This is a genomic window from Chitinophaga solisilvae (assembly GCF_009928525.1).
GTDB classification, from domain to species: domain Bacteria; phylum Bacteroidota; class Bacteroidia; order Chitinophagales; family Chitinophagaceae; genus Chitinophaga; species Chitinophaga solisilvae.
Window position 1 is genome coordinate 390,084 of the sequence record NZ_JAABOK010000005.1, and the last position, 13,946, is coordinate 404,029.

11 protein-coding genes are annotated in these 13,946 nt (G+C 49.7%); 10 read left to right on the plus strand and 1 reads right to left on the minus strand.

Annotated features, from left to right (window positions below; genetic code table 11):
- Nucleotides 1–7: 7 nt before the first annotated feature.
- The 10 genes from GWG06_RS12585 (at nt 8) to GWG06_RS12630 (ending at nt 13,700) form a co-directional block, all read left to right on the plus strand.
- A complete protein-coding gene (locus GWG06_RS12585) occupies nt 8–1,405 on the plus strand; it encodes a RagB/SusD family nutrient uptake outer membrane protein (RefSeq protein ID WP_202183008.1) in 1,398 nt (465 codons plus the stop codon).
- Nucleotides 1,406–1,419: 14 nt separating this feature from the next.
- Complete coding sequence (locus tag GWG06_RS12590) at nt 1,420–2,469, plus strand: cyanophycinase (RefSeq protein ID WP_160713607.1); 1,050 nt, start codon at nt 1,420–1,422, stop codon at nt 2,467–2,469.
- Nucleotides 2,470–2,472: 3 nt separating this feature from the next.
- Nucleotides 2,473–3,507 (plus strand): isoaspartyl peptidase/L-asparaginase family protein, encoded by a 1,035-nt coding sequence (locus GWG06_RS12595; RefSeq protein WP_160713609.1) that lies wholly within the window; start codon nt 2,473–2,475, stop codon nt 3,505–3,507.
- Between the two features lie 160 nt (nt 3,508–3,667).
- Nucleotides 3,668–3,994 carry a TfoX/Sxy family protein gene (locus tag GWG06_RS12600; RefSeq protein WP_127043659.1) on the plus strand — a complete coding sequence of 109 codons (327 nt, stop codon included), beginning with the start codon at nt 3,668–3,670 and terminating at the stop codon, nt 3,992–3,994.
- Nucleotides 3,995–4,521: 527 nt separating this feature from the next.
- Nucleotides 4,522–7,710 carry a SusC/RagA family TonB-linked outer membrane protein gene (locus GWG06_RS12605; protein WP_160713611.1) on the plus strand — a complete coding sequence of 1,063 codons (3,189 nt, stop codon included), beginning with the start codon at nt 4,522–4,524 and terminating at the stop codon, nt 7,708–7,710.
- Between the two features lie 27 nt (nt 7,711–7,737).
- Complete coding sequence (locus GWG06_RS12610) at nt 7,738–9,657, plus strand: RagB/SusD family nutrient uptake outer membrane protein (RefSeq protein WP_160713613.1); 1,920 nt, start codon at nt 7,738–7,740, stop codon at nt 9,655–9,657.
- A 19-nt stretch (nt 9,658–9,676) separates the two neighbouring features.
- Nucleotides 9,677–10,909, plus strand: a complete 1,233-nt coding sequence (locus GWG06_RS12615; protein ID WP_127041713.1) for a DUF5000 domain-containing lipoprotein — start codon at nt 9,677–9,679, stop codon at nt 10,907–10,909.
- An 18-nt stretch (nt 10,910–10,927) separates the two neighbouring features.
- Nucleotides 10,928–11,659: a DUF4998 domain-containing protein gene (locus tag GWG06_RS12620; RefSeq protein ID WP_160713615.1), complete on the plus strand. Its 732-nt coding sequence runs from the start codon at nt 10,928–10,930 to the stop codon at nt 11,657–11,659.
- 47 nt (nt 11,660–11,706) lie between these two features.
- Nucleotides 11,707–12,843, plus strand: a complete 1,137-nt coding sequence (locus tag GWG06_RS12625; protein WP_127041709.1) for a glycoside hydrolase family 88/105 protein — start codon at nt 11,707–11,709, stop codon at nt 12,841–12,843.
- 200 nt (nt 12,844–13,043) lie between these two features.
- Nucleotides 13,044–13,700, plus strand: coding sequence for a hypothetical protein (locus GWG06_RS12630; RefSeq protein ID WP_160713617.1), 657 nt, complete (start codon nt 13,044–13,046; stop codon nt 13,698–13,700).
- Here the strand turns inward: GWG06_RS12630 and GWG06_RS12635 are convergent.
- Nucleotides 13,697–13,897: a hypothetical protein gene (locus tag GWG06_RS12635; RefSeq protein WP_160713619.1), complete on the minus strand. Its 201-nt coding sequence runs from the start codon at nt 13,895–13,897 to the stop codon at nt 13,697–13,699. The two genes, GWG06_RS12630 and GWG06_RS12635, sit on opposite strands and share 4 nt — an antisense overlap.
- Nucleotides 13,898–13,946: the final 49 nt, after the last annotated feature.

A 13,946-nucleotide genomic window follows, 5' to 3' on the forward strand; every position in this document is an offset into this window, starting at 1 on the left:
AATGCAGATGAATAACCGTATTTCTATATATAGCTTTCGTTGTATGGCTTTGCTGGCAAGCCTTTCGCTGTTTTCCTGCAACAAGCAGCTGGATCTTTCTCCTACCGATACCATGGATGAGGATAAAGCCTACCGCAATGTGGCAGACCTCAACGGTGGTTTGCTCGGCGCTTACAGCGGCCTTTCCTTTAACGCTATCTATGCGGTATCGCTGGTGACAGACGAATGTACGCTTCCCGGTGAAAATAGTACCGGCGGCGGTTTTGCCAGTTACCGCTGGCAGATAGACCCCAGTAATACCACTATTACCGATGCATTTGGTGAATATTATATTGTGATAGACCGTATAAACCGTGTGCTGGGAGCGCTGGATAAAGTGTCTGCCAAGCCTGCGGAAGTTGCCGCAAAAGCGCAGTACCAGGGAGAGCTGCTTGCACTGCGCGCCTATTGCCATTTTGCGCTGCTGCAGAATTTTGCGGAAGCCTATACTGCCGGTAAAATGGGGGTGCCTTACATGGAGAAATCAGGTATTGGCAGTCCTGCCCGTCATTCGTTTAATGATGTTGTCAGTAAGCTGGAGAAAGATTTACAGCTCGCCAAAACCCTTATCCCTGCTGATGCAGATGATAGGGGACGCATTACAAAAGCGGGTGTATCTGCCATCCAGGCACGGGTAGCGCTGTATGCCAAACAGTGGGATGATGCCGTAACTTTTTCCACGGAAGCGATTGACGCCGTGCCGTTGGCCGACAGAAGCGCTTTCCCCGGTATCTGGACAGATACAAAATCGGATGAGGTGATCTGGAAGATAAAAAAAGTAGTCAGCGATGACCTGATCGGACAACTGTATTTCAACAGGCGCCGGGCCTTGTATGTACCTTCTTTTGAACTGATCGGGCTTTTTGATAAGGTGAATGACGTGCGTTATCCTGCCTTCATTTTATTTGATGATACCCGTGGAGACGGAAAATCGCAATACCTGGTCAACAAATACAGCGGCGCAGCCGGTACGCCCGGTCTGGCAGATATCAAAATGTTCAGAACAGGAGAAATGTACCTGATCCGCGCGGAAGCGCGTGCCGAGAAAGCGCAGCTGACAGCAGCCGCAAAAGACCTGAATGATCTGAGAACCGCGCGTATAAAGGATTATACACCGAAGACCTTCGCAGATAAGACCGCACTGATGGAAGGCATCGTAACAGAAAGATTTAAGGAACTGGCATTTGAAGGCCACCGTATGTTTGACCTGCGCCGCTGGAACCTGCCGGTAACGCGCAATCCGGAAGATGCTGTGCTGGCATCCGGAGCCGTGTTGCTGACACCGGGAAAAAAGGGATATGTTTTCCCGATTCCGGACAGGGAGATGAAAGCCAACAAAAATATGAACCAGAATCCTGGTTATTAAAAAAATAACGACTCATGACAGTAAGAAAAATATTGCGGGTCTTCCTAACGCTAACGGCTATATGTTATTTGGGGCATAACGGTAGCGCGCAGACTGTTCCCGGAAGGCCCGCATCTATTGGTATCCTTGGTGATACCGCCGACGTGGTAACGCCTGTAAAAGCAGGCGTAGTGCTGATTGGCGGCGGCGGTAATGTAAACAGCGCCTTCCGCTGGATGATAGATCGCAGCGGTGGCGGAGATGTAGTGGTACTCACTGCTTCCGGCAACGGCGACTACAACGCCGAAATACAGGCGCTGGGAAAAGTGAATTCTGTAGAAACCCTCAACATCACTTCCAGAGAGCTGGCAGACAATGACACCGTAGCCCGTATTATCCGTAATGCGGAAATGCTGTTCATCGCAGGCGGCGACCAGTCGCGCTACATGAATAACTGGCGCGGTACCAAAACCAATGCAGCCATCAACTATCTGCTGCGGGAGAAGAAAGTGCCCGTAGGCGGCACCAGTGCAGGCTGTGCCATACTCAGCGGTATGTATTACAGCGGAGAAGGCAGCAGCGCAGTATCCGGCGTAGTGCTATCCAACCCATACGATACTACGGTAAAGCTGTATAACAACGATTTCCTGAAAGCGCCATACCTGCAGCAGGTAATCAGTGACCAGCATTATCTTAAACGTGGGCGGGAAGGAAGACATGTAACATTTATGAGCCGTATCATCCGCGACTGGCGCCTGTATCCGAGAGGCATCGCGCCGGACGAGAAAACGGCCGTTGCCATTGATGAACATGGGATGGCAAAAGTTTTTGGGGTAAGCAAAGCCTGTTTTATCTTTACGGACAAAGGAGCGGGGCCGGAGCAATGCATGGCCGGAAAGCCGCTGGAATGGAACCGCCGCGGCCATGCGCTCAGGGTATATGAAATTGCGGGCAGCGACGAAGGCAACGGTAGTTTCTCCGTGGCTGATTTCAGTCCGGCTAAAGCCAGCGGTGGTAACTGGTACTGGTGGTGGGTAGAAAACGGCCAGCTGAAGAAACAGGCATCTGATCATCTCATAAAATAATACATGAAAAAAGGTTTTTGCTATTTGTTTATCATGATATGCCTGGTATGTGCCGGGCAGCGTGTGGCTGCACAAAGCGGCAGTAACTATGTGCTGGTTATTCACGGCGGCGCAGGCACCATCCTGCAGAAAAACATGACGCCTGAAAAAGAGGCATTGTATAAGGCCGGTCTGAAAAAGGCGCTGGAAGCGGGTTATAAGGTGCTGCAATCCGGCGGCGCCAGCCTGGATGCTGTGGAAGCAGCAGTACGTGTACTCGAAGATGACTCACTCTTCAATGCCGGCAAAGGCGCTGTATTTACACACGATGGCCGTAATGAACTGGATGCTGCCATCATGGATGGTAAAACCCGTGCAGCTGGTGCTGTCGCAGGCGTAACTACCGTTCGTAACCCTATCCGTGCCGCCAGGGCAGTCATGGAAAAATCAGAACACGTAATGATGACCGGCGCCGGCGCTGACAGGTTTGCGAAAGAAGCGGGGCTCGACATCGTAGATCCGTCCTACTTCCGCACCTTCTCCCGCTGGAACGATCTGCAACGTGCCCTGAAAGCTGATTCTGCCGCTGCTGCCAACCAACACGCCTATACGAAACCGGACAAGCTGGGTGTTATCAACCGGGATTATAAGTTCGGAACGGTAGGTGCTGTGGCACTGGATAAACAGGGCAACCTGGCTGCCGCCACCTCCACCGGTGGTATGACCAACAAAAAATATGGCCGCATCGGCGACTCTCCCATCATCGGCGCGGGCACCTATGCCAACAATAATACCGCCGCCATTTCCTGCACCGGCTGGGGCGAATACTACATCCGCAATGTGGTAGCCTACGACCTCTCCGCCCTCATCGAATATAAACAGCTGTCCGTACAGCAAGCCGCCGGCACCGTCATCAAAAAAGTCGGCGACATGGGCGGCGACGGCGGCCTGATAGCCCTCGACAAAAAAGGCAACATGACCATGGCCTTCAACACCGCCGGCATGTACAGAGGCGCGGTGACAAAAGACGGAAAGGTAGAAATACATATTTATAAGTAATTACGAATTACGAATTACGAATTGCGAATGTAGAGGCGGAGATAAAATCGGAGATTAAAGGTGATAAATTATTGGCTATCTCTTTTAATCTCTGCTTTTATCTCCGCCTCTACATTCGTAATTCGCCATTCGTAATTCGTAATTATCTTAAATTTGTATCATGAACAAGACAAACGACCAACTCACTGATTGGATACGGAAAGGCATGCAGCCTATCGGGCCTGTCAGTGTAAGAGCAATGGGGGAAGGCCAGGCGGTGTACCTGGAGAATGTATTTTTTGCGCTGGTGAAGGATGGCCGGATCTGGTTTTATGCAGATGAGGAGAGCGATCTGGCTTTTGATGCTGCAGGGAGCGAGTGGATGGAAGGGTCACATCAGCAACAGTATTTCAGGAGTGCGCCCGATGCGGCTTATGAAGATGCAAAGGATCTGAGGAAATGGGCGAAGCAGGGAATGGCAGCAGGCCGGAGAACAAAATTTAAGTAAGGAAAGCCTGTAGCAGTCAGGTTTTCATGATAAGTGTATTTTGTACACTAACCGAGAAGAAAGTATAAGTATTGGGTAAAATCGAAGGAGGTTTTACCCATTTTTTTTATAATATTTGTTTGGAAGATTCAACAGGATCGTATGCGTCCAAGGGCATCGTCGTTATGAAAGGCGTTAACAGCAAAATTTTTTTCCACAGGCAACTGAAACTGATCCTTGTACTTACTGCAGCGTTATGATGCCAGTCAGCTGTCAGCCTGATTTACCTTTAACTTTTTAAAACTGGAAAAATTACTTCGTATAATAACGGAAAAGCATACACGGCAATTTTAATGCAAACGATTGCATGTAAACTAAGCTCATCATTATCCAACTTTAAATCTGCGTTTATGAACCTTTTTTTACCACGGCCTGAATAGTATCAGCACCACATTTATCAACCAAAGTACCGTTCATTTTTTCCCTTGCAGGTATCACCCGGATACACTGCCGGGACCTCTGTTGCTGTCTCCTTAATTTATCTCCACATGAAAAACAAACTGATCACCCTGTGGTGTATGATGATAACAGCATTGCTGCTGTCAGTATACCTCTATGCACAACCGGCGCCACCGGCCGGAAGTGGCCCTGCCCCCGCCAGAAAAGAAATCCGCGGCCAGGTAACGGATACTGCCGGCGCCCCCATGCCAGGCGTTACCGTACTGGTGAAAAGCAGCCCTAACATCGGCACCACCACCGATATGAACGGACGCTACATCCTTGAAGTACCGGATAATACCACTGTCATCGTATTCAGCATGGTGGGGTACACCACCACAGAAGTGCCGCTGGGCGGCAGAAGCATCATCAGTATACAACTAAAGAGTTCTTCCAGCCAGCTGGGAGAAACCGTAGTGGTAGCCTATGGCACACAGAAAAAAGCCTCCGTAATAGGCGCTATCACCACCATCAATCCGGGTGAACTGAAAGTACCTTCCAGTAACCTCACTACCGCACTGGCCGGACGTATTGCGGGTATTATCTCCTACCAGCGCAGCGGCGAACCCGGCATGGATAATGCAGAATTTTTCATTCGTGGCGCCACCACCTTTGGATATAAGAAAAGCCCGCTTATCCTGATTGACGGTATCGAATATGATGTAACAGAACTGGCACGGCTCACAACAGACGATATCGCCAGCTTCTCCATCATGAAAGACGCCACCGCCAACGCCCTGTATGGCGCACGCGGCGCCAACGGCGTTATTCTGGTGACTACCAAAACCGGAAAGGAAGGAAAGGCGAAAATCAACATACGCCTGGAAAATTCCATCTCTTCCCCCACCAGGGATATTGAACTGGCTGACCCCATCACTTACATGGAAGCCAATAACGAAGCGGTGCTCACCAGGAACCCGCTGACTCCGGTAACCTATTCCCAAAGCCAGATAGATAACACCAAAGCAGGTACCAACCCAATGGTGTTCCCCGCTACCAACTGGAAAGAAATGCTGTTTAAAAAACAGACCATCAACAAACGCGCTAACTTCAACCTGAGCGGCGGCGGACAGATCGCCACCTACTTTATCTCCGGCGGCTATACGAAAGATAACGGTATGCTGCATGTGGATCATCGTAATAACTTCAACAACAACATCGATCTCACTACCTATACCTTACGATCCAATGTGAACATCCGCGTAACACGTTCCACTACCGCTATGGTACGCCTGCATGGCACCTTCGATGAGTACAAAGGACCGGTAGACGGCGGTGAGAAACTCTATCAGAAAATGCTGCGCTCCAACCAGGTGCTGTTCCCCGCATACTATCCTGCTGACGAAGCGCACCAGTTTGTCAATCATCCCTTATTCGGCAACTTCAACAACGGCGAGTACCTCAATCCGTACGCAGACATGGTACGCGGCTATAAACAATTCTCCCGCTCCCTGATGCTGGCGCAGTTTGAACTGAAACAGGACCTGTCTTCCTTCATCACCAAAGGGCTTTCCATCAGAGCAATGATGAATACCAACAGGCAGGCCTATTTTGATGTGTCCAGAGAATATGTGCCCTTCTGGTACAGCGCCAACAACTACGATAAGCTCACCAATACCTATGTGCTGCGCGATATTAATCCGGATCTGGGAACAGACTATCTCAGCTATGTTCCCGGTAAAAGAACGGTGGGGTCTACATTTTACATCGAATCAGCGGTGGACTACAACCGTACTTTCAATAAACACGGGCTGGCCGGTATGCTGATATTCATTGCGCGCAATAACCTGACTACCTTCGATGAAAACGAAGCGAAGGTAAACGCCCTGCAGAAATCGCTACCCTCCAGGAATATGGGGCTTTCCGGAAGGGCTACCTATTCTTATGACAACCGCTTCTTCGGAGAATTTAATTTCGGGTACAATGGCTCCGAACGTTTTTACAAGAAGGAGCGATATGGCTTCTTTCCTTCCGCAGGCGTTGCCTGGTATGTTTCCAATGAAAAGTTCTTCCGCCCGCTGGATCGCGTAATCACCAAACTGAAACTACGCGCCAACTACGGCCTGGTGGGCAACGATGCTATCGGGGATGAGAACGACCGCTTTTTTTATCTCTCCAGCGTAAACATGAATGATGATAAGAAAGGCGCTGAATTTGGCACCAACGGCGGATATAAACGCAACGGTATTTCTATCAGCCGCTATGATAACCGCGCCATCACCTGGGAAACAGCCAGGAATTCTACTATGGGCGTTGAACTCAGTCTGTTTAACAAACTGGATATTATCGCGGAGTTTTTTGTGGAGAACAGGTATAACATCCTGATGGACCGCGCCTCCATTCCGCAGACGATGGGCCTGCAGGCCACACCCAAAGCCAATGTGGGCAAGGCAGAATCTACCGCATTTGATTTCTCCGCAGATTACAATTCCGCTATCGGTAAAAATCTGTTCCTTTCTGTGCGGGGTAACTTTACCTTCGCCCGTAACAGATTCAGGGCCTATGAGGAGCCTGTCTACGCAGAGCCTTACCGTTACCATGTCGGCTATCCGATCACCCAGCGCTGGGGCTATATTGCAGAAAGACTGTTTATCGATGATGAGGAAGTGAGAAGTTCCCCGCCGCAGTCATTCGGTAATTTCCGTACCATGGGCGGCGATATCAAGTTCCGCGATGTAAACGGCGACGGTCAGATAACTCCTGCGGATATGGTGCCCATCGGTTATCCTACCAACCCTGAAATTATCTATGGATTTGGGTTTTCCCTGAAATATAAAGGTGTTGACCTCTCCGCTTTCTTCCAGGGTTCTGCACGTTCTTCTTTCTGGATAGATGTAAAATCCACTTCGCCCTTTGTTGATACAGACGATGATAACAAGATTACCTCTGAAAACCAGCTGCTGAAAGCATATGCAGATAATCACTGGTCAGAGGAAAACAGGAACCTGTATGCCTTATGGCCCCGGCTGAGCCCAACACTGAACACAAACAGTCAGCAGATGAATACCTGGTTTATGCGCGATGGCTCCTTCCTCCGCGTGAAACAGGTAGAGCTGGGATATACGCTGCCGCAGCGGCTTACCACGAAAGCGCATATCGCCAACCTGCGCATCTATGCCAATGGTTCTAACCTGTTCACTTTTTCAGCATTTAAACTATGGGATATTGAGATGGGCGGAAAGGGCCTGGGGTACCCGATTCAGCGGGTAGTCAATTTCGGGTTACAGCTCGGATTCTGATTTATCATCTGTGATAAAAAATATTTTATGAGATATAAGCTCCTTTGTATAATGATATTACTGGGCATATGCGGCGCCTGTAATAAGTACCTGGATGTAGTGCCGGATAATGTGCCTACTATCGACAATGCTTTCACGCTGCGTACTTCCGCCGAAAAATTTTTGTTCACCTGTTATTCCTATATGCCCGCCAACGGCAGTTTCAATGATAATGCCGCATTCAATACCGCGGATGAAGTATGGTACGATGACCCTATCCGTGATGTGGACCCTACTTTTTTCAACATCGCGCGCGGTCTGCAAAGCATGACCAGTCCGCTCGGTAACTTCTGGGGCGGAGCTTCCCGCGGTACAGCCCTGTTCACCGGGATACGCGACTGCAATACCTTCCTGGCCAATATTCACAAGGTGCGGGAGCTGCGGGATTATGAAAGAGAGAGATGGATAGCAGAAGTGAAGTTCCTCAAAGCCTATTATCATTTCTTCCTGTTCCGCATCTATGGGCCTGTACCGCTGATTAAAGAAAATCTTGACATCTCCGCAGGGCCTGAAGAAGTACAGGTATACCGGGAGCCGGTAGACAGCTGTATTCATTACATCGTGCAGCTGCTGAATGAGGCTGCTGCCAATGAACACCTGCCCGCCAGACTGGAAGGTACAGAGAATACAGAGCTGGGAAGAATTACCAGAGGCATTGTACTGGCCCTGAAGGCCAAAGTGCTGGTAACCGCTGCCAGTCCGCTGTTCAACGGTAATCCTGATTATGCGCGTTTAACAGATAACAAGGGCCGGCAGTTATTCCCCGCTGCCTACAATCCGGAGAAATGGGCCACCGCAGCACAGGCCTGCAAGGAAGCTATTGAATTCTGTCATAGCAACGGATATGCGCTGTATCATTTCCCCGGAAATTTTGGATATAAAGTAAATGACATCATACAACAGCAGCTGGATATACGCGCAGCGATGACAGACAAGCAGGCCAATACAGAAGTAATATGGGCCAATACCAACAGCATGGCCGATGATATGCAACGTTGGTGTATGCCGCTTATCGCGCAGGGCGCCAGTACTTCCGGTCCTAAAGGCATCATTTCTCCTACCATGAAAATGGTGGAAATGTTCTACTCCAGAAATGGCGTTCCCATTACAGAAGACAGAACGTGGGACTACAGCCGGCGCATGGTGCTGAGAACAGCCACCGACGCAGAAAAATTCTATATCAAAAGCGGGGAACAAACCGTGCAGCTGCATTTCGACAGGGAGCCGAGGTTCTACGCTGATGTGGCTTTTGACCGCGGTGTCTGGTTCGGCAACTGGATCAACAACTACAATACCGACAGCGCCCTGTATTTCGTAAAGGGAAGAGCCACGGAAATAGCCTCCCGCAAAGGTATCAGCAATTATTCCGTTACCGGATACTGGGTAAAAAAAACGGTGAACATAGAAAGCAGTGCGGCAACGGACGGTAACATCAAAAGCGGAATGGTTACCTATCCCTGGCCGGAGCTGCGGCTGGCAGACCTGTACCTGCTGTATGCAGAAGCGTTGAATGAACAATACGGATATGGAGCGGAAACCACGCGCTGGATCAACCTGGTACGCGCCAGAGCCGGCATTCCTTCGGTGGAAGAAGCATGGACCAGCTTCTCCAAAAATCCGTCAAAATATACCACCAAAGAAGGGCTGCGGGAAATTATCCAGCAGGAACGGGCTATAGAACTGGCTTTCGAAGGACAGCGGTACTGGGATCTGAAGCGCTGGAAAACCGCACACATCGCGTTGAACAGTCCTGTTAAAGGCTGGGATATCACCCAGAACGCAGCGCCTTCCTACTACAAGGAAGTATTGCTCTTCAATCAGCGTTTCGGTATGCGCGATTACTTCTGGCCGATAGAAAACGGAGAGATGATTATTAACAAAAACCTGGTACAGAATCCGGGCTGGTAAATCTTTTAAATGAGTCGTCATGAAAAATATCAAGTCTTTCTTATCCGGTTGCCTGCTCTCAGCGGTTGTGTTGTATGCCTGTAAATCTGACGTGATAGGGCCTGTATCAACAGATAAAACTCCGCCTAACCCGGTGATGCAGCCGGTAGCGGTAGGGCAGCCCGGTGCGGCGGAAATCTCCTATACGCTTCCCGACGATCAGCAGCTGTCTTATGTCCGTGCCGAATTTGTCATCAATGGTGTGAAGAAGGAAGCCAAATCCTCTTTCTATAAACGTTCCGTGCGGGTGGAAGGCTTTGGCGATACGCTGGAGCATACCGTCACGCTATACACGGTGAGCCGCAGCGAGGTGTCTTCCCTTCCCGTACAGGTGAAGGTAAAGCCGCTGCCGCCGGCTATCTGGAATGTACGTAACTCTATCAGGGCCGCCGAAGCCTTTGGCGGGCTGCAGGTGGAGTTCACGAATCCGGACAGGGGAAAGATAGTAGTGGGCACCCTGCTCTGGGATCCTGTACAGAAAGAGTGGCGGCTGATCAACAACTTCTACTTCGGGCTGGACAGCGGCCGGTTTACCGTCAGAGGACTCAGGCCGGTGAAGCAGTTGTTTGGCATCTTCATCAAAGACCGGTGGGATAACAGAAGCGACACGCTGAAGACCGAACTGACACCCATATACGAAGAACAGCTGGACCGCGAAAAGTTTGTGTCTATGCTGAAGAAAAAGGTACCCATACCACAGGTGCCGCCATTGCCGAAAACGCCCGGTGTAAAGGTACAGGAGCCCACCAATCTCAGTTCCTGGCCGATTGAAAATATGTGGAATGGCATTGTGGGCAACGAAGGGTATCATACAACGGAGAATAAGGATGTGCCCATCTTTATTCCTATAGACCTGGGCGTAAAGGCGATGATCAGCCGGTACAAGATCTGGCAGCGGCAGTCAGATTATATTTTCAACCACGGAAACCCGCATGAATGGGAGCTATGGGGCACCAATACCCCCAATGATGTGAACAGCTGGATAAAGCTGGATCATCAGGTGATGGAGAAGCCATCGGGGTTGCCGCTGGGGCAGAAAACCACAGAGGATGTGGATCTGGCAGCAGCAGGGCAGGAGTATGAATTGCCTGCCGGCACGCCGGCAGTCAGGTATGTAGCCTGGAAACATATTGACAGCTGGGCAGCGCAGGGTGGTATTATCGGGCATCTGCATATCAGCGAAATCGCTTTCTGGGGACAAATTACACGTTAATCATTTATGGCAGACATTATGAAACACATACGATATATCAGGGGGGCAGTCTGGCTGCTTGCAGTAGCAGCGGGCTTTGCAGCCTGTTCAAAGATGGATGATACCTACCGGGATTTTCTGCAGGGAGGTGAAATTATTTACACCGGCAAAGTGGATTCACTGCGGGCCTATCCCGGCAGGAACCGTGTGCTGCTGGGCTGGGCGCTGGTATCGGACCCCAAGATCACCAGATGCCGTGTGTACTGGAACCAGGGGCACGATTCTTCCGAGATCGCAGTACGGCGTAGTGGTGGCGTGGATCAGGTGCAGCTGCTGCTGGGGGGCATGGCTGAGAATACCTATACTTTCCAGGTATACACCTATGATAATGCCGGGCACTCTTCCGTGCGGGAAGAAACAATCGCCAATGTTTACGGGGACGTTTATTTGTCCACCTTATCTAACCGGCCGGTGAGAAGTGCGAAGTATGATGCCGCTAAAAAGGAAGCAACTATCTGGTGGTATGGCGTAAACAACCAGGCGGTGAGTGTGGAAGTGAATTACATCAACACTGCCGGTGCGGCAGCTACCATCATTCAGGTGGCAGACAGTATCCCGGATAATCCCCGCGATGCGCCGGAGTTCCGTGCCCGCCTGAAGTTGCCGGACTATAAAGCTGGCACTGCCTTCAGCTTCAGAACGGCTTATAAGCCTGTGAAGTTCGCCATAGATACTTTTTATACGGCTTATGAAACACAGGGAATACAGTGAATGGTATTACGCCGTATTTTACGCATGTCAATCAAAATGTCCACTATATGAAACGTTTGGTAATCGGGCTGTTGTCTGGTGTGATGATGACTTCCATCGCAGCCCATGCTCAGCACAAGTTTAAGAAATCGGATCTGACGAAGTTTCCGGCGGGATGCTCTCCGAAAGAGGTTGGTCAGCGGGTGGCAGCGCGCTTTATAGCATCGCCGCATCCTAATTTCGGGCGGCCGGGGCTGCCGTCGCGCATCACGTATCCGGAAGTATGTACCTGGTATGGAGCCCTTACTTTTGCCCGGGAAAGCGGTAACAAGGGATTGACTACGGACCTGGCTAAACGCTTTGAGCCGTTTTTTACCACGGAGGCTTCCCTGGTGCCGCAGCCGGACCATGTAGATCATACCGTGTTCGGCGCTATACCGCTGGAATTGTATATGCAGACTAAAAAGCCGGAGTACCTGGAGATGGGGAAAAGGTTTGCAGACAAGCAGTGGGGGACGCCGGAAGGACCGCATGTAAAGCCGGCATCGCACGAGTTTGCCGCCAAAGGACTTACGTGGCAGACGCGTATGTGGATAGATGACATGTTCATGATTACCGCAGTACAATCGCAGGCATACCGTGCTACCGGCGATCAGCAGTACATTGACCGTGCTGCTAAGGAGATGGTGGTGTACCTGGATTCCCTGCAGCAGCCCAACGGCTTGTTTTATCATGCACCGGATGTGCCTTTTTTCTGGGGGCGTGGCGACGGCTGGATGGCGGCAGGTATGAGCGAGTTGTTACGTTCGCTGCCGGCGAATAATCCTGACCGTGCACGTATCATGCAGGGCTATACGAAAATGATGGCTTCACTGCTGAAGTATCAGGCAGCAGACGGCATGTGGCGGCAGCTTATCGATGATCCTGCATCGTGGCCGGAAACGTCTTCCACTGGTATGTTTGCCTTCGCGATGATTACCGGTGTAAAGCAGGGCTGGCTGGATGCGGATACGTACGGGCCTGCAGCCCGCAAGGCCTGGCTGGCGCTGATCGGGCATCTGGATGATAATGCGGATATGCGGGAAGTATGCGAGGGGACAAATAAGAAGAACAACCGCCAGTACTACCTGGACCGCGGCCGTATTACCGGCGATATGCACGGGCAGGCGCCGGTGCTGTGGTGTGCTACAGCGTTGTTGCGTTAAGGTGATATCAATTTTTTTCTGGCGGAGATCAGTAATCTGGTCTCCGCTTTTTTATGCATTCCGATGTAGTGTTCTGTTGTAAGTGTTGTTAGTAAAGGGTTTTAGCGGATTTTTGTATAGCAAACGTCTGCAAATAATTAACAACTGCATAGGTATTCTTCAGCAGCGTAAGTTGTAAATTGTTGTGAAATTAACCCCCTGTGAATGTGACAAGTGACCCCGCGTATGAAGACGCTTTACGGCAGTATGTCAGCAATAATGATGTACACCATATCTTAACAAAGTATAACGTAACCCTGAAGGAACTGATCGATTTATGTGGTGGTATTCAGCCCGGCACCACCGGACTCCGGGTGGAGATACTTTCTTCTCATGAAGCAGATATTATTCATGTTAAAATATTTACGGACAGTTACGATCTGGTAAGGTCCATTGATTTTGGATACAAGACAATACTGAATCGTCATATGCATGTATATCAGCAAAAGAAAGGCATTGCCACCAACCTGTTAATCACACAGATAAAAACTGCGAAAAAGCATTTGTTCAGAAAGCTGAATGCAGTTGCCAGTGCGCCGGATGAGTATGAAGATGTTAAATGGGCCGGCTATTATTGTTGGGGCCGGTTAGGTTATGTAATGGTCGCTGCGGATAGTTCCGATTTCAATCTGTGGATGAAAAGCAGGAACCGGAAAGAAAAGACATTAGAGGAATTGCTGGCTACTGAGGAGGGGCGGGAATTCTGGCGTATAAATGGATACAGTTGGACAGGAGAGTTTTACCTGGATGATAATGGAGAATCTTTACGTATTCTGGGGGCCTATTTAAAAAGTAAGGAGAAGAGTATAACGTTTTAAAGGCAATTATGGCGGGGAGAAGAAAATAAAAGTTTCTTTACCGCGCTGAGACTTTTATCTTTATTTTCAGATACGAATTGTGTGTATTCAGGAAATATTCTTTCTACAGCTCTGAAGCCTCCGTCCAGATACAGGGAGAAAGCCAGCAGCATATCATTTTTAATTATTCTTTGCTGATATGAATTATTATTTTCCATGTTAACAAATTTAGGAAAAATAATCTATTTTGTCCTGACAATTATAAAT